Annotated in this window: 15 protein-coding genes; 7 read left to right on the top strand and 8 right to left on the bottom strand. The window is 73.0% G+C overall.

The genetic code is table 11. From position 1 onward, the window contains the following. The first annotated feature begins 13 nt into the window (after positions 1-13). Positions 14-2,506 (top strand): DEAD/DEAH box helicase, encoded by a 2,493-nt coding sequence (locus tag ACPC54_RS33275; RefSeq protein ID WP_498970200.1) that lies wholly within the window; start codon positions 14-16, stop codon positions 2,504-2,506. An 83-nt stretch (positions 2,507-2,589) separates the two neighbouring features. Here the strand turns inward: ACPC54_RS33275 and ACPC54_RS33270 are convergent, their stop codons facing one another. After that, positions 2,590-3,441, bottom strand: coding sequence for a hypothetical protein (locus ACPC54_RS33270; RefSeq protein WP_498970170.1), 852 nt, complete (start codon positions 3,439-3,441; stop codon positions 2,590-2,592). A 248-nt stretch (positions 3,442-3,689) separates the two neighbouring features. Here ACPC54_RS33270 and bioB point away from each other — a divergent pair, with 248 nt between their 5' ends. The 4 genes from bioB to ACPC54_RS33250 all read left to right on the top strand — a co-directional run bounded on the left by bioB (position 3,690) and on the right by ACPC54_RS33250 (position 7,507). After that, positions 3,690-4,916, top strand: coding sequence for a biotin synthase BioB (bioB, locus tag ACPC54_RS33265; RefSeq protein ID WP_498970169.1), 1,227 nt, complete (start codon positions 3,690-3,692; stop codon positions 4,914-4,916). Between the two features lie 26 nt (positions 4,917-4,942). Continuing rightward, complete coding sequence (locus ACPC54_RS33260) at positions 4,943-6,247, top strand: adenosylmethionine--8-amino-7-oxononanoate transaminase (RefSeq protein ID WP_498970168.1); 1,305 nt, start codon at positions 4,943-4,945, stop codon at positions 6,245-6,247. Next, positions 6,244-6,981 (top strand): dethiobiotin synthase, encoded by a 738-nt coding sequence (bioD, locus tag ACPC54_RS33255; RefSeq protein ID WP_498970167.1) that lies wholly within the window; start codon positions 6,244-6,246, stop codon positions 6,979-6,981. Before ACPC54_RS33260 ends, bioD begins: the two co-directional genes overlap by 4 nt. A gap of 79 nt (positions 6,982-7,060) precedes the next feature. Beyond that, positions 7,061-7,507: a hypothetical protein gene (locus ACPC54_RS33250; RefSeq protein WP_498970166.1), complete on the top strand. Its 447-nt coding sequence runs from the start codon at positions 7,061-7,063 to the stop codon at positions 7,505-7,507. A gap of 120 nt (positions 7,508-7,627) precedes the next feature. Here ACPC54_RS33250 and ACPC54_RS33245 read toward each other — a convergent pair whose 3' ends face one another. The 3 genes from ACPC54_RS33245 to ACPC54_RS33235 all read right to left on the bottom strand — a co-directional run bounded on the left by ACPC54_RS33245 (position 7,628) and on the right by ACPC54_RS33235 (position 10,102). Further along, positions 7,628-7,765 (bottom strand): hypothetical protein, encoded by a 138-nt coding sequence (locus tag ACPC54_RS33245; protein WP_498970165.1) that lies wholly within the window; start codon positions 7,763-7,765, stop codon positions 7,628-7,630. A 501-nt stretch (positions 7,766-8,266) separates the two neighbouring features. Next, complete coding sequence (gene zapE / locus ACPC54_RS33240) at positions 8,267-9,340, bottom strand: cell division protein ZapE (RefSeq protein WP_498970164.1); 1,074 nt, start codon at positions 9,338-9,340, stop codon at positions 8,267-8,269. A 363-nt stretch (positions 9,341-9,703) separates the two neighbouring features. Further along, the gene (locus ACPC54_RS33235; RefSeq protein WP_498970163.1) at positions 9,704-10,102 is read right to left on the bottom strand and encodes a hypothetical protein; all 399 of its coding nucleotides are present in this window, start codon (positions 10,100-10,102) and stop codon (positions 9,704-9,706) included. A 254-nt stretch (positions 10,103-10,356) separates the two neighbouring features. Between ACPC54_RS33235 and ACPC54_RS33230 the strand changes: the two genes are divergently transcribed. Next, a complete protein-coding gene (locus tag ACPC54_RS33230; protein ID WP_498970162.1) occupies positions 10,357-10,932 on the top strand; it encodes a hypothetical protein in 576 nt (191 codons plus the stop codon). A gap of 30 nt (positions 10,933-10,962) precedes the next feature. On the opposite strand, the gene ACPC54_RS33225 is transcribed toward ACPC54_RS33230, so the two are convergent. Then, entirely contained in the window at positions 10,963-11,607 is a 645-nt protein-coding gene (locus tag ACPC54_RS33225; RefSeq protein WP_498970161.1) for a helix-turn-helix domain-containing protein, read from the bottom strand. A 116-nt stretch (positions 11,608-11,723) separates the two neighbouring features. Here ACPC54_RS33225 and ACPC54_RS33220 point away from each other — a divergent pair, with 116 nt between their 5' ends. After that, entirely contained in the window at positions 11,724-13,175 is a 1,452-nt protein-coding gene (locus ACPC54_RS33220) for an aminopeptidase P family protein (protein WP_498970160.1), read from the top strand. 22 nt (positions 13,176-13,197) lie between these two features. On the opposite strand, the gene ACPC54_RS33215 is transcribed toward ACPC54_RS33220, so the two are convergent. From ACPC54_RS33215 to paaK, 3 genes are all read right to left on the bottom strand, one after another. After that, positions 13,198-13,635: a GNAT family N-acetyltransferase gene (locus ACPC54_RS33215; protein WP_498970159.1), complete on the bottom strand. Its 438-nt coding sequence runs from the start codon at positions 13,633-13,635 to the stop codon at positions 13,198-13,200. Positions 13,636-13,753: 118 nt separating this feature from the next. Next, positions 13,754-14,425, bottom strand: a complete 672-nt coding sequence (locus ACPC54_RS33210) for a class I SAM-dependent methyltransferase (RefSeq protein ID WP_498970158.1) — start codon at positions 14,423-14,425, stop codon at positions 13,754-13,756. A gap of 234 nt (positions 14,426-14,659) precedes the next feature. Further along, complete coding sequence (gene paaK / locus ACPC54_RS33205; RefSeq protein ID WP_498970157.1) at positions 14,660-15,994, bottom strand: phenylacetate--CoA ligase PaaK; 1,335 nt, start codon at positions 15,992-15,994, stop codon at positions 14,660-14,662. Positions 15,995-16,257 lie beyond the last annotated feature (263 nt).

Raw genomic sequence — 16,257 nt, 5'->3', positions numbered from 1 at the left:
CCTCCTTGATCTGATGCCGAAGCCCGCCACGCCCGACGCGCTGTACGAGACGTTCGCCGCCTGGGCGCAGGAGCGGGGGATCACGCTGTACCCGGCGCAGGAGGAGGCGCTGATCGAGCTGGTCTCCGGGAACAACGTGATCCTGGCGACGCCGACCGGTTCGGGCAAGAGCCTGGTGGCGGCGGGCGCGCACTTCGCCGCCCTCGCCGAGGGGCAGCGGACGTTCTACACCGCCCCGATCAAGGCGCTGGTGTCGGAGAAGTTCTTCGACCTGGTGAAGATGTTCGGCACCGAGCAGGTCGGCATGATGACCGGCGACGCGAGCGTGAACCCGACCGCCCCGATCATCTGCTGCACCGCCGAGGTGCTGGCGCAGATCGCGCTGCGCGACGGCTCCCGGGCGGACATCGGCCAGGTCGTCATGGACGAGTTCCACTTCTACGCGGAGCCGGACCGCGGCTGGGCCTGGCAGATCCCGCTGCTGGAGCTGCCGCAGGCGCAGTTCCTGCTGATGTCCGCCACGCTCGGCGACGTGCGCCGCTTCGAGGAGGACCTGACCCGCCGCACCGGCCGCCCGACCACGGTCGTGCGCAACGCGACCCGCCCCGTCCCGCTGTTCTACGAGTACCGCCGCACCACCATGCACGACACGCTGGAGGAGCTGCTGCAGACCGGCCAGGCGCCGGTCTACGTCGTGCACTTCACGCAGAAGGAGGCGGTGGAGCGGGCGCAGTCGCTGATGAGCATCAACATGTGCTCGAAGGCGGAGAAGGACGCCATCGCCGACCTGATCGGCAACTTCCGCTTCACCACCAAGTTCGGCCGCAACCTGTCCCGTTACGTGCGCCACGGCATCGGCGTGCACCACGCGGGCATGCTGCCGAAGTACCGCCGGCTGGTCGAACGCCTCGCCCAGGCGGGCCTGTTGAAGGTGATCTGCGGGACGGACACGCTCGGCGTCGGCGTCAACGTGCCGATCCGCACGGTGCTGTTCACCGCCCTGTCCAAGTACGACGGCCAGCGCGTGCGGATCCTGCGCGCCCGCGAGTTCCACCAGATCGCCGGGCGGGCCGGCCGGGCCGGCTTCGACACCGTCGGCCAGGTGGTGGCGCAGGCGCCCGAGCACGTGATCGAGAACGACAAGGCGATCGCCAAGGCCGGGGACGACCCGAAGAAGAAGCGCAAGGTGGTGCGCAAGAAGGCCCCGGAGGGCTTCGTCGGCTGGACCGAGGAGACCTTCGACAAGCTGATCGCCGCCGACCCGGAGCCGCTGGTCTCCCGCTTCAAGGTCAGCCACGCGATGCTGCTGTCGGTGATCGGCCGCCCCGGCAACGCCTTCGAGGCGATGCGCAAGCTCCTCACCGACAACCACGAGGAGAAGTCCGCCCAGCGCCGCCACATCCGCACCGCGATCGCGATCTACCGCTCGCTGCTGGAGGGCGGTGTCGTCGAGCGCCTGCCGGAGCCGGACGCCGAGGGCCGGATCGTCCGCCTCACCCTGGACCTGCAGGAGAACTTCGCGCTCAACCAGCCGCTGTCCACCTTCGCGCTGGCCTCCTTCGAGCTCCTCGACCCGACCTCGCCGACCTACGCGATGGACGTCATCTCCGTCGTCGAGGCGACCCTCGACGACCCGCGCCAGATCCTCGCCGCCCAGCAGAACAAGGCGCGCGGCGAGGCCGTCGCCGAGATGAAGCGCGACGGCATCGAGTACGAGGAGCGGATGGAGCGCCTCCAGGACGTCACGTACGACAAGCCCCTGGAGGAACTGCTCACCCACGCCTACGAGGTGTACCGCCGGGCGCACCCGTGGATCGGCGACCACCAGCTGCAGCCGAAGTCCGTGGTCCGCGACCTGTACGAGCGGGCGATGACCTTCTCGGACTACGTCGGCTTCTACGAGCTGGCCCGCACCGAGGGCATCGTGCTGCGCTACCTGGCCGGCGCGTTCAAGGCGCTGGAGCAGACCGTCCCCGAGGACGTGAAGACGGACGAGCTCAAGGACGTCATCGCCTGGCTCGGAGAGCTGGTCCGCCAGGTCGACTCCAGCCTGCTGGACGAGTGGGAGCAGCTGGCCAACCCGACCGAGGCGGCCACCGCCGAGGTGACGCTGGAGGACAAGGCCGCGCCGGTCACCGCCAACGCGCGGGCCTTCCGGGTGCTGGTGCGCAACGAGATGTTCCGCCGCGTCGAGCTGTGCGCGCTGGAGAACTGGGACGCGCTCGGCGAGCTGGACGGCGAGTACGGCTGGGACGCGGACCGCTGGGCGGACGCCATGGACGGCTACTGGGACGAGTACGACGACCTGGGCACCGGCCCGGACGCGCGCGGCCCGAAGATGCTGATCATCGAGGAGGAGGACTCCGCCTGGAAGGTCCGGCAGATCTTCGACGACCCGGAGGGCGACCACGACTGGGGCATCAGCGCCGAGGTCGACCTGTACGGCTCGGACGAGGAGGGCCGGGCGGTGCTGCGGGTCACCTCGGTGGACCGGCTCGGCGGCTGACCGCCTGACACCCCGTCAAAAACCGTGGGGGTCCGACCGGGTTCTGCCGGTCGGACCCCCACGGCCTTGCCGCCGCCGCTTTGTCAGATCCAGACGAACGGCGTGCCCGCCGCGTAGGACAGCGCGCGGTTGGCCTCCTCCAGGGACTGCTCGGTGCTGGGCGCCGCGCCGCCGGTCGGCGTCGGCGCGGGGGACGGGGAACCGCTCGGGCCGGCGGTCGGGCCGCCGAAGCGGCCGTCGCTGACCCGCGAGCTGGTGACGGTCACGTAGTGCCCGACCGCCTCGACCCGCGCCTCGCCGCCGGCCGGCTTCGTGGCGCCGGCGGTCGGCGCGGGTGCCGGCTTGGAGTCCGGGAGGATGAAGGCGAGCGCGCCCGGCTTGCCGCGCAGCGCGTCGGCGGCCTTGGCGGCCGCGGCCTGGTCGGGGAAGCGCAGCAGGGTGACGCTGCTGAGCACCGGGCGCTCCTGCCCGGTGAAGCTGACGGTCAGGTAGGCCTGGCAGCCGCTGTCCTTGAACAGCTCCTGGGAGCGGTCCTGCAGCGCCTCGGCGCAGTTCTCGCCCTGCCAGGCGCCGTTGCGCTTGGCCTTGTATCCGGCCACGTCGACCGGGCGCTGGGCGGGGAAGTAGTTGTCGACGTTCAGGCTCTCGCCGTCGACGCGCGGCGGCGGGGTGCCCAGGACGGGCGGCGTCTTGGAGGCGTCCTTGCTGGACGGTCCGAGCCCGGGTATGTAGTCGCCGGGCGTCGGGCGGGTGATGATCCAGCCGCCGGCCGTCACCACGCACAGCACCACGACCCAGCCGACCGCCCGGCGGGGCGTCAGTCGTCCGAACGCCGCCCTCCCGAGCCCGGCCCCCCGACCGGTCCGCTGCCGCTGCCCTGCCTGGCCGTCCTGGCCGTCTCCCGGAGTCGGGGTGTGCTCCCCCTGCGTGGTCATGGCGCAGATTCTAAGCATCCGCCAGGTGGCGTGGATCACGGGGTGGGTCAGTTGTGGATCACGCTCCCGCGTGGTGCGGAACGGGCCCGGACTACTCGCCGGTAATCCGCTCCCGGCGTCCCCGTCAAGGGCGTGACCAGCACCGACGTCGTGAGCTTCGACACTGTGGCAAGTGGCACATCCGTCAGCGGATCTTCTGGCGGGTTTCCTCTGGCGCCGCTCACGCGCCACCAGGCAGGATCGGCCCCATGGATCTCCTCGATACCCTCACCGCCAAGGGCCTGCGCGGCGAAGCCCCGACCCGCGAGGAGGCGCTGGCCGTCCTCGCCACCACCGACGACGAACTGCTGGACGTCGTCGCCGCCGCGGGCAAGGTCCGCCGCCGCTGGTTCGGCCGCCGGGTCAAGCTCAACTACCTGGTGAACCTCAAGAGCGGCCTCTGCCCGGAGGACTGCTCGTACTGTTCGCAGCGCCTGGGCTCGAAGGCCGAGATCCTCAAGTACACCTGGCTCAAGCCGGACCAGGCCGCCGAGGCCGCCAAGGCCGGCGTGGCCGGCGGCGCCAAGCGGGTCTGCCTGGTCGCCAGCGGCCGCGGCCCGACGGACCGCGACATCGACCGCGTCACCGACACCATGGCCGCGATCCGCGAGGCCGACCCCGCGGTCGAGCTGTGCGTCTGCCTCGGCCTGCTCTCCGACAACCAGGCCGAGCGGCTGAAGGCGGCGGGCGCCGACGCCTACAACCACAACCTCAACACCTCCGAGAACACCTACGGCGACATCGCCACCACCCACACCTACGCGGACCGGGTGGACACCGTGCAGAAGGCGCACGGCGCCGGCCTGTCCGCCTGCTCCGGCCTGATCGCCGGCATGGGCGAGAGCGACGAGGACCTCGTCGACGTCGTGTTCGCGCTGCGCGAGCTCGGTTCCGACTCCGTCCCGGTCAACTTCCTGATCCCCTTCGAGGGCACCCCGCTCGCCCAGGAGTGGCACCTCAGCCCGCAGCGCTGCCTGCGCATCCTGGCGATGGTCCGCTTCGTCAACCCGGACACCGAGGTCCGCATCGCCGGCGGGCGCGAGCTGCACCTGCGCACGCTGCAGCCGCTCGGCCTGCACATCGCCAACTCGATCTTCCTCGGCGACTACCTGACCAGCGAGGGCCAGGCCGGGCAGGCCGACCTCGACATGATCCGCGACGCCGGGTTCGAGGTCGAGGGCGCGGGCGAGGCCACGCTGCCGCGGCACCGGTCCGACGTGGCCGCCGCTGCGACCGGTGGCGGCTGCGGGAGCGCCGCCTCGGCGTGCGGCAGCGGCGGCGGGTGCGGCCCGTGCGGCGGGCACGCGCACGGCGAGCAGCCCATCGAGTCGGCCGACTCGGCCGACGCCGCCGACTCGGCCGCGGACGACTCGCACAGCGACCTCGTCAAGGTCCGACGCCGCGGCGCCGGCACCGAACTCGCGCCCAACGCCTGACGACACCCACGGGAGAACCGCCCACCATGCCCCAGCTGTCCGCCGACACGCTGATCGCCCTCGACCGCGCCCACGTCTGGCACCCGTACGGGCCGATGCCCGGCACGGTCACGCCGTACGTGGTCGAATCCGCCGCGGGCGTCCGGCTGAGACTCGCCGAGCCCGTCGCGGGCGGGCGGCGCGAGCTCGTCGACGGCATGTCGTCCTGGTGGGCGGCCATCCACGGCTACCGGCACCCGGTGCTGGACGAGGCCGTGCGCGAGCAGCTGGGGCGGATGAGCCACGTGATGTTCGGCGGGCTCACCCACGAGCCCGCCGTCCGGCTGGCCGCGCGGCTCGTCGAGATCACGCCCGAGCCGCTGCAGCACGTCTTCCTCGCCGACTCCGGGTCGGTCGCGGTCGAGGTCGCGATGAAGATGTGCCTGCAGTACTGGCAGTCGACCGGACGGCCGCAGAAGCGCCGGCTGCTCACCTGGCGCGGCGGCTACCACGGCGACACCTTCCACCCCATGTCGGTGTGCGACCCGGACGGCGGGATGCACCACCTGTGGGGCGGGGTGCTGCCCGGGCAGCTGTTCGCGCCCGAGCCGCCGGCCGGGTTCGACGCGCCGTTCGATCCCGAATACGCCGCCGCGTTCGAGGAACTGATGGCACGTCATGCCGACGAGCTGGCCGCCGTCATCGTCGAGCCGGTCGTCCAGGGCGCGGGCGGGATGCGCTTCCACTCCCCCGCCTACCTGCGGATGCTGCGCGAACTCTGCGACCGGTACGGGGTGTTGCTCGTCTTCGACGAGATCGCCACCGGCTTCGGCCGCAGCGGCGCCCTGTTCGCCGCCGACCACGCGGGCGTCTCGCCGGACGTGATGTGCCTGGGCAAGGCCCTCACCGGCGGGTACCTCACCCTCGCCGCCGCGCTGTGCACGAGCGAGATCGCGGACGGGATCAGCCGCGGCGAGATGCCGGTGCTCGCGCACGGGCCGACGTTCATGGGCAATCCGCTCGCGTGCGCCGCCGCCAACGCCTCGCTGGACCTGCTGCTCGGGCAGGACTGGGCGGTCGAGGTCAAGCGCGTCTCGGCGGGGCTGTCCGCCGGCCTCTCGGCGGCTGCCGAGGTGCCGGGCGTACGGGACGTCCGGGTCCAAGGCGCCATCGGCGTCGTGCAGTTGGACCACCCGGTGGACGTGGTCGCCGCCACCGAGGCGGCCGCGCGGGAGGGTGTGTGGCTGCGGCCCTTCCGGGACCTGATCTACACCATGCCGCCGTACGTGACCGGGGACGAGGACGTCGCGCGCATCGCCGCCGCCGTGACCGCCGCGGCGGTGGCCGGATGAGCGCCGCCCGCATCCTGTTCGTCACCGGGACCAACACCGACGTCGGCAAGACCATCGCCACCGCGGCCGTCGCCTCGGCGGCGCTGCGGGCCGGGCAGCGGGTCGCGGTGCTCAAGCCGGGGCAGACCGGCGTCGCCCCCGGCGAGCCCGGCGACGCCGCCGAGGTCCGCCGCCTGGCGGGCGAGCTGACCCTCCTCGAACTCGCCCGCTACCCCGAGCCGTTGGCGCCGGACACCGCCGCCCGGCGCTCCGGCCTGCCGTACCTCTCCCCCGCCGACGTCGCCACGGCCGTCCGCTCCCTCGCCGCCACCCACGACCTCGTCCTGGTCGAGGGCGCGGGCGGCCTGCTGGTCCGCTACGACGAGGAGGGGCGCACCCTGGCCGACCAGGCCCAGGCCGTCATCGCCTCCGGCCTGGACGCCTCGGTGCTCCTCGTCGCCTCCGCCGGCCTCGGCACCCTCAACATCGTCGCCCTCACGGCGGAAGCGCTGGCCGCCCGCCGACTCCCCCTCACCGGCGTCCTGGTCGGCTCCTGGCCGTCCGACCCCGGCCTCGCCGAACGCTGCAACCTCGCCGACCTCCCCCGCTCCGCGGGCGCCCCGCTGCTCGGCGCCCTCCCGGAACGCGCGGGCAGCGCCCCCGACTTCGCGGCGCTCGCCCTCGCCTCCCTGGCCCCCGAGCTGGGCGGGGCCTGGAACGCCGAGCACTTCGCCGACCTCCACCGCCCCGGATAGGCCCCACCTCCACTCGAAGGTGTGAACCCCGTGCCCCGACCGCGCGTGTCACGGGTACCGGCTGAATACCGTTCCTCCCATGACAGACGGGCTGACCGTGGACGAGGCCCTGCGGGCCTTGGCCGCCCTGGAGGCGGCGTGGAAGGACGACGACGAGGCGCTGGCCGCCCTCGCGGCGGGCGGTGACGGGGAGCGCCCACTCCCGGCGCTGGTCGCCGCGTACGGCGAACACGCGATGGACACGCTGATGGCGCTCGCCTTCGGGCTGCGCGCCACGATGAGCGAGGAGGAGATGGCGGAGCTGTCCGATGCGGTCAGCTCCAACATCGGTGCCAGGATGAGCGCCCTGCTCACCCAGACCCTCAAGGCCTGGGGCATGCTCGCCGCCGCCGACGACCTGGGCGTCACCAAGGTCATCGCCCACACGGTGATCGACGCGATGCGGGCCGTCACCGAGGAGCCCAGCAAGACCGAGGTGCTGCCCCTGCTGGCCACCTTCCGCACCTACGCCCTCAACGACAGCTGAGGGGCAAGCGCAAACGTGGCGCGGGCTTCGACCGTCCTCGAAGCCCGCGCCGCGCTATTCCGGCACCCTTGCTGCCAGACCTGCTGAAAACCACGGCTGTCACCGTGGTTCGGCTGCTTGTCAGCAGCAGACCGGGGGGCCTGCGACCGTCTGAGTGTGCGAGGTGGGCGCCGGGGCGGCGTTGCCCGTGGTGGCGGCGAAGAGTAGCGTCGCGGCCAGTGCGAGGCCGCTGGTGGCCGCGATCAGAATCTTGCGCATGGTGAAGTCCCCCTGTGGATCACGTGGTTCGTGACCGTGATTCAAACCGTGCTGCCGACACCCTGTCAACGGAAATTGGCTCCGCCGCTTCGCCGACGCCCCGGGAGCCCAACGCACGCCCCGACCGCCAGGGTCCCAGAGTGTGGATCTCCCGGTGGAGCGGCGCGGACGGGCGATGTCTTCGGAGATCCGCCGTTCAGGCTCGGCACGGGCTTCGACCGTCCTCGAAGCCCGCGCCGTGCTATTCCGGCACCCCTCATCCACCCCGCCACGAGCGCGAATCCGCCGCCGGTTCGACGAGCGGATCACCGAAGGGCACCCTGTGCATCCCGAGCGTTCCGGTGGTTCCGGTGGTTTCGGTGGCAACCGGGAGTTGTGGTCCCGCAGTGCCGAGCCACTCAGGCTGGGGATCGTCCACCGTGTGGACACCGCCGGGCCGGTCGACATCCCGGCGCTGGCCGCATCGCTCGTGGCCGGTCCTTGACGGCCGCAGCCCAGCTTTCAGGCCTGCCTCGCCGCCTGCGCTCCCATCGGGTCGGTGGCGCCCGGGAGGAGGGCGAGCCGGCTGGCGGTGCGGTTGACGTCGACGGGCAGTGCGTCGCCCCGGAGGCAGTCGGCCAGCGGGGCGTCGGCGACGAGGTACAGCGTCGCGTCCCGGTCGTACAGGACGTCGACGAGGTTGGCGAAGCGCTGGGCGGCGTCCCGGTGGCCGGTGGTCAGTTCGGGCAGGCCGGAGAGCACCCAGGTGTCGAAGCGGTCGGCGAGGGCCAGGTAGTCCACGGTCGAAGTGCGCTCGTCGCACAGGTCGTGGAAGTCGAACCAGACGAGGCCGTCGCGCACCGCGCGGGCGACGATGTCACGGCCGCCGATCCGGACGCTCTGCCGCTCTGCGTCGGCCGGTGGTTCGAGCCCGGCCTCGCGCACGTGCCGCTCGGTGCCGGGCCAGACGTACTGCCCCCGCTCGAATCGCGAACGGGCCGCTGCCGCTCGGGACGGGCCCTGCGCGCGGTAGTCGTGCGGGCCGGCGACCTCCAGGACGTCCAGGGAGCTTTCGAGTAGCTTGATGGTCGGCTCGAACATGTGGTGGTGGACGGGGTTCGGCAGCAGGCCGGCGGGCGGGTAGTTGGAGGTGGTCACCAGGGTGACCTTCCGCTCGAACAGGGAGGTGAGGACGCGGCCCATCATCATCGCGTCGCCCGGGTCGTGCACGTGGAACTCGTCGAAGAACAACAGCCGGCAGTCACTGAGCAGTTCCGCGACGGCCAGGTCACAGGCGTTCCGCTCCCTGCGGTGGCGGGCGTAGACGGCGTGGAACTCCCGGAAGAACTCGTGGAAGTGCACCCGGCGCTTGTCCCGCAGCGGCAGCGCCTCGTAGAAGACCCCGGTCAGCCAGCTCTTGCCGCGGCCGACCGGCCCCCACACGTAGACGCCGCGCGGCGACTTCCCGCCGGCGCCGAAGAAGCGGCGGCCGGACAGTTCGGCGCCGAGCGCGGACAGCCGTTCGGCCGCGACGGTCTGCGAGCCGTCGAGCGCGAACCCCGCCTCCTCGGCGGCACGTTCGAACTTTTCCATCATCTGACGGCCCCCAGGTCCCAGCCCGACAACTCCGAAGGCCGGTGGCTTTGTCCCCCGGCCCCGGCGGGCGGTGGTGATCTTGCCAGATGCCCCTGGCCTGCGACAACGCCCGGTCGGCGGAGGCCTCTCAGCCGACCGTGAAGCCCCCGCGGGTCGCCGTCTCCCGCAGCCAGCCGAGCCAGTCCCGCCACAGCTCCTCGGCCTCCAGCTCGGCGCGCAGGTCGTCCGGGGCGCGGGCGTAGCGGTCGAGGGCGTCGGCGAGTTCCCCCCACCCCGCGGCCCGGGCGGCCCCGGTATTGGTTCGACGGGGTCGGGGGCGCGGACGGCGGGAGCGGCCGGAGGCCGCTCTCCTGCCGCGGGGGCTCAGTGGCCCTCGACGACCATGAAGGTGCCGGTGCGCCAGTAGACCCGGGACGGGCCGCCGCTCGGGCGGTCGTGGTTCAGGTAGCGGCGGTCGGCGCCGAGCGCGCCGAGTTGGAACGGGGTGAGGGTGCCGGCCGCGAGGGCGTCGGCCTCGGGCGGGGTGACCGGCAGGAGGGTGAGGTACTGGGCGTCGTCGCCGTTCTTCCAGTCGATGAACTCGGTGAAGATCGAGGCGAAGTGCTGTCCGCAGGTGCGGCAGCGGCGGGTCGAGACCATGAAGTGGGAGTCGTCCACCACGTCCGTCCCGTGCGCGAAGACCGTCGCCCGGTCGCGCCAGAGCGCCTCCGCGCTCGGCCCGGCGCACACCTCGCAGCCGAACTCGGCGATCGTCTCGCTCATCCCCTCACCCCTCCCGTTCTCGCCCCACCCTAGCCGGACGGGCACGACGCACCGAGCGCGGCGGGCGCGCGGGACGTCGGCCGGGCCGACGTTTCGCGCAGCGGTGCTACTGACCCGGTAGCAGGCGGTCTCCCCCGAAGGAGTGAACGGGCCGGGACGGGCGGGCCCCGAGGCGGACGCGACACCCCCGCCCGCGGCGCGATCCTCGATCTGTCGGATCACCCAACCCCCCATTCCCCTCAGGAGAGTTCGCCATGGCCGCAGTTCACACCCCGCCGGCCCGCCTGCACGGCCGGACGGCGCCGGGCGTACCCCGCTGGGCCGTGCGGGCCGCCTACGCCACCTCACTGACCGTGCTGCCGGCCGGGCTCTGGCGGATCCTCGCCGTCGACTTCCGGGTGCCGCTGATGGACGTGCCGCCCGGCAGCAGCCCGCCGCCGGACTGGTTCGGCGGCGAGTGGTGGTACGTGATCTCGCTGAGCGTGGTGAGCGAGCTGCTGGCGTTCCTGGCGGTCGGGCTGGTCAGCGAGTGGGGCGAGGTGTGGCCGCGGTGGATCCCGGTCCTGGGCGGCCGCCGGGTGCCGGTGCTCGCGGCGGTGATCCCGGCCGGCCTCGGCGCGGCGTTCAACACCCTGCTCTGGTCGTACGGACTGACCATGATCAGCCTCGGCTACAAGGTCGACGGCTCGGTCGGCACCGGCCTGCACGTCTCCGACTGGCGCGACGCCGTCTTCTGCGCCGCGTACTGGCCGCTGGCGGCCTGGGGGCCGCTGCTCGGCGTCCTGACGGTGCACTACTACCGCCGTCGCACCGCCCGTCCCGTTCAGTAAACCGAACGATCCGGTGCCCGAATGGTCTCCTCAGTCCCCGTGCGGCAGGCGGCCGCCGTCCCGGTCCCCGTCCCCGCCCCCGTCCCCGTCCCCGGCCGCGAGGTGCGGGTGCTGCTCGGCGCGGTACTGGAGCAGCAGCACCGAGCGGACCGGTTCGCCGCCCACGGCCGTGTAGGCGTGCGGCAGCGCGGCGTCGAAGCCGATGTAGTCGCCGGGCCCCAGCTCGACCTCGCGCCGCCCGGCCCGCACCCGCAGCCGGCCGGACTGGACGACGGTGTGCTCGGTGCCGGTGTGGCCGGCGGAGATCTGGGTGCCGTCGGTGCGGACCACCTGGTCGTAGACCTCGAACACGGCGTTCCCGGACTCGATCCGGCGCAGCGCGCGCAGGTCGACGCCCCGGCCGCTGAGCACGTCGACCTCGACCGCCCGGACCACCGTCACCTGGTCGGCGGGCCCGGCCTCGACCAGGTCGGAGATCGGGACGCCGAGCACCCGGGCGAGGCCGAACACCGTCTCCAGGGTGGGGTTCCCGGCGCCGGACTCCAGCTGGGAGAGCGTCGCCTTGCCGATGCCGGCCTGCCGGGACAGCTCGGAGAGCGAGAGCCCGCGCGCCGCCCGCACCCGCTTGAGGTTGGCGGCGAGGACGCCCCGCACCGAGCCCTCGAAACCGTTCACCCTCGACCTCTTCTCTCCACTCATCGTTCGTTATACCGTACGGAACGCCTGCTGGCCCGCCAGCCGGGCCAGCGTAGCGAAGCGCCTCGCACCGATCCTCCCGACCTGGAGACGCCATGTCCGAACCCCAGCCCGCCGAAGCCGTCAAGTACCGGAAGAACGGCCTCACCCGCGGCGTGACCGACGAGCTGGCCGCGAGCATGACGCAGGGCTGGGCCGACACCGAGCGCCGCGACCTGGAGCCGATCGCGCAGGCCGCGCACACCGCCCGCCGCCGCGCGGCGCTGTCCGCCGCGTACCCGGGCGAGCTGCTGGTCGTCCCGTCCGGCAACCCGAAGGTGCGGGCCAACGACACCGACTACCCGTTCCGCCCGTCCTCCGACTACGTCTACCTGACGGGCGACCAGTCCCAGGACGCCGTCCTGGTGCTGGCGCCGACCGGCGAGAGCGGCCACGAGGCCGTGCTCTACCTGCGCGGCCGGTCCAGCCTGGAGAACGGCGAGTTCTGGCTGGACAACCACGGCGAGCTGTGGGACGGCCGCCGCAACGGCCTGACCGAGAGCGAGCGCCTGCTCGGCCTGCCCTGCCGCGACGTCCGCGCCGTGCACGACGACCTGCGCGCGGCCGCCGCGGGCAGCGCCCCGGTGCGCGTGCTGCGCCGCCACGACGCGGCGCTGGAGCGCACCCTCGCCGACCGGCTCGACACCGGGCGGGACGCCGAGTTCGAGGTCTTCCTCTCCGGACTGCGCCTGGTCAAGGACGAGTTCGAGATCGCCGAGCTGCGCTTCGCCTGCGACGCGACCGCCCGCGGCTTCGAGGACGTGGTGCGCGTGCTCGGCACCGACCGCGCGACGGCGGAGCGGCTGATCGAGGGCACCTTCTTCGTCCGCGCCCGGATCGAGGGCAACGACGTCGGCTACAGCACCATCGCCGCGGCCGGCCCGCACGCCACCACTCTGCACTGGGTGCGCAACACCGGCCACGCCAGGCCCGGTGACCTGCTGCTGCTCGACGCGGGCGTGGAGACCAACGAGCTGTACACCGCCGACGTCACCCGCACCCTGCCGGTCAGCGGCCGCTTCACCGACCTGCAGCGCAAGGTGTACGACGCCGTCTACGCCGCCCAGGAGGCCGGTATCGCCGCCGTGCGGCCGGGCGCGTGCTTCCGCGACTTCCACCACGCCGCGCAGCGCGTGCTCGCCGAACACCTCACCGCCTGGGGCCTGTTCGGCGACCTGAGCGCCGACAAGGTCTACGAGCTGGGCCTGCACCGCCGCTTCACGCTGGCCGGCACCGGCCACATGCTCGGCATCGACGTCCACGACTGCGCCCACTCCCGCACCGAGGAGCACGTCGACGGGCCGCTGGCGGCGGGCATGGTCCTCACCGTCGAGCCGGGCATCTACTTCCAGGAGAACGACCTGACGGTGCCGGAGGAGTACCGGGGCATCGGGGTGCGGATCGAGGACGACATCCTGGTCACCGAGGAGGGCAACGAGAACCTGTCCGCCACCCTCCCCCGCCGCTCCGACGAGGTCGAGGCCTGGCTGGCCCGCCTCCGCGGCTAGAACGACGTCCTCGGCCACCGCCTCAGGCGGGCAGCGGCTTCACCCAGCGGCTCCACTGCGGCTCCGGGTGGTAGCCCGCGGCCTGCCAGGTGCGGTGGCCGAGGGCGTTGTCGTCCAGCACCATGGCGTCGGCCCGGCGGCCGCCGAGCGCGGTGAAGCGCTCCTCGGCGGCCGCGAGCAGGGCGGCGCCGATGCCGCGGCGGCGGTGGTCCGGGTCGACGGCGAGGCGGTAGAGGTGGCAGCGCCAGCCGTCCCAGCCGGCGATGACGGTGCCGAGGAGGCGAGCGGGGTCGTCGGCCGGGGCGGCGACGATCAGGCACTCCGGGTCGCGGGCGAGCAGCGCGGCGACGCCCGCCGCGTCGTCGGTGATGCTGGTGCCCTTGGCCGCGCGCGCCCAGAGGGCGAGCAGCGCGGGGATCTCGTCGGGGGTGGCGGGCCGGATCGCGATCTGGTCGGTCATGCGGGCCTGTCTAGCAGGCGGTTTCCCCGCGCCGCCGGGAATTCCGGTCCGCGGACACCGGCCCGGACCGACCGGGACGGCCCCGGACCAGCCCGGACCACCCGGCCCGGACGGCCCGTCAGCCCAGCCGCCACACCGTCGTCGTCTTGACCGCGGTGTCCTCCAGGTCGGCGACCACCGGCACCCGGTACGCGGCGAGCGAGGTGAACCGGTCGCGGGGCAGGTAGGCACGGCCGGGGTCGCCGACGATGACGGTGGCGCCGCGCGCGGCGGCCCGCTCCAGGAAGGGCAGGAAGCGGGCGGCCATGGCCCGTTCGTAGAAGACGTCCCCGGCGAGCACCACGTCGGCGGGCGCGCCGTCGCCGTCGACCAGGTCGACCAGCGCGCCCTCCACCCGGACGCCGTTGGCCTCCGCGTTGAGGCCGACGGCGGCGACCGCGTAGGCGTCGATCTCGGCGGCGCGCACCGTCCGCGCACCGCGCAGGGCGGCCGCCACGCCGACCAGGCCGGAGCCGGCGGCGATGTCCAACACGGCCTTCCCGTCGACGAGTTCGGGGTGGTCCAGGACGTAGCGGGCGACCGCGACCCCGCCGGCCCAGGCGAACGCCCAGAACGGCGGCGGCAGGTCGGCCGCGCCGCGCTCCCGCTCGGTGGTCTCCCACAGCGCGATGGCGTCCTCGGCCATGTGCAGGCTGATCTCGGGCAGGAAGGGAACGGGCTTCAGCTCGGTCTCGCGCCGGATGAAGGCGAGGTCGTCGACCGGCTGGGGAGTTCGCAGCTCACTCGGCATGCCCGCAGCATAGGGCCCGTAGGGGAGTTCTCACGCACCGTGAGGGAGCGTGGTCAACCTGCACGCCGGGCGGGTCGGCGACCGGGCCGGCGGCCGAGCCGGCGACCGAGCTGGACGCCACGCCGGTCGAGCGTCTACATTTCTGTAGTCGCCGGAGGCGTACGACATCACCCCCCGGACAGCCGTCCGTCTCCGGCGACCTCTCTCAACCCGGGCGCCCCTTGCGTGCCGGCCTCACCCGCGCTCGTCCACCACCCGCTTGATCTTCCCGACCGAGCGCTCCAGCGTGTACGGATCCACCACCTCGGCCTCGACGGTGACGCCCACCCCGTCCTTGACCGCCCGGACGATCGCCGCCCGCGCCTCCTCCCGCAGCCCGGCCGGCGCCTCCGGGCGGGCCTCGACCCGCACCGTCAGGTGGTCCATCCGCCCGCGCCGGCTCAGCCGCAGCTGGAAGTGCGGGGCGACGCCGGGGGTGCGCAGCAGGATCTCCTCGATCTGGGTCGGGAAGAGGTTCACCCCACGCAGGATGATCATGTCGTCGCTGCGCCCGGTCACCTTCTCCATCCGCCGGAACGCGGGCCGCGCGGTGCCGGGCAGCAGGCGGCTGAGGTCGCGGGTGCGGTAGCGGATGACGGGCAGGGCCTCCTTGGTGAGCGTGGTGAGGACGAGCTCGCCGCTGTCGCCGTCCGGCAGGGCCTGGTCGGTGAAGGGGTCGACGATCTCCGGGTAGAAGTGGTCCTCCCAGACGTGCAGGCCGTCCTTGGTCTCCACGCACTCCTGGGCGACGCCGGGGCCCATCACCTCGGAGAGGCCGTAGATGTCGACGGCGTGCAGGTCGAGCCGGTCCTCGATCTCGTGGCGCATCTCCTCCGTCCACGGCTCGGCGCCGAAGATGCCGACCCGCAGCGAGGTCTTGCGCGGGTCGATGCCCTGGCGCTCGAACTCGTCGAGCAGGGTGAGCAGGTAGGACGGGGTGACCATGATGATCTCGGGCCGGAGGTCCTGGATGAGCTGCACCTGGCGGGCGGTCATGCCGCCGCCGGCCGGGATCACGGTGCAGCCGGCCCGTTCGGCGCCGTAGTGCGCGCCGAGGCCGCCCGTGAACAGGCCGTAGCCGTAGGCGATGTGCACCTTGTCGCCGGGCCGGCCGCCGGCGGCGCGGATCGAGCGGGCGACCAGGTCGGCCCAGGTGGACAGGTCGCGCTCGGTGTAGCCGACGACGGTCGGGCGGCCGGTGGTGCCGCTGGAGGCGTGCAGCCGGCGGACCTGGTCGAGCGGGACGGCGAACATGCCGTACGGGTAGCCCTCGCGCAGGTCGGCCTTGGTGGTGAACGGGAAGCGGGCGAGGTCGGCCAGGGTGCGGCAGTCCTCGGGGCGCACGCCGGCCGCGTCGAACTTCCGGCGGTACGTCTCGACGTGGTCGTACGCGTGCCGCAGGGTGGCGCGGAGCCGGTCGAGCTGGTGGGCGCGCAGCTCGGCGGCGTCCATCCGTTCGCCGGCGTCGAGCAGCTCGGGCGGGATCGGGTCGCCGAGGCGCCGCTGCGGGGTGGGTGCGCTGCCGGTCATCGTCGCTCCTTCGCGGGTCGACCCCCGTGGGCCTACCGATCGTTCGGTCCGGACGGGGTCGGGCCCAGGTAACCGAGCGGGTGGATCACCTGTCAAGGCCTCCTCCGCCCCCTCCGCCACGCCTTGCCGCCCCGGCCGCCGCTTCGAAGGCTCCCCCGCCTCCGAGATTGGCAAAGTGCCGGAATGCGAGGTTCCTGACGCTTCGCTCGGAGATCACCCATCTGCTTGGCTGGCCGATATGAAAATCATTACGGAATTTTGAC

The sequence above is a fragment of the Kitasatospora sp. NPDC094028 genome, assembly GCF_049543595.1.
Taxonomy (GTDB): domain Bacteria; phylum Actinomycetota; class Actinomycetes; order Streptomycetales; family Streptomycetaceae; genus Kitasatospora.
The sequence above is the reverse complement of the archived record's forward strand: the minus strand, read 5'-3'. Positions and strand labels throughout refer to the sequence as shown.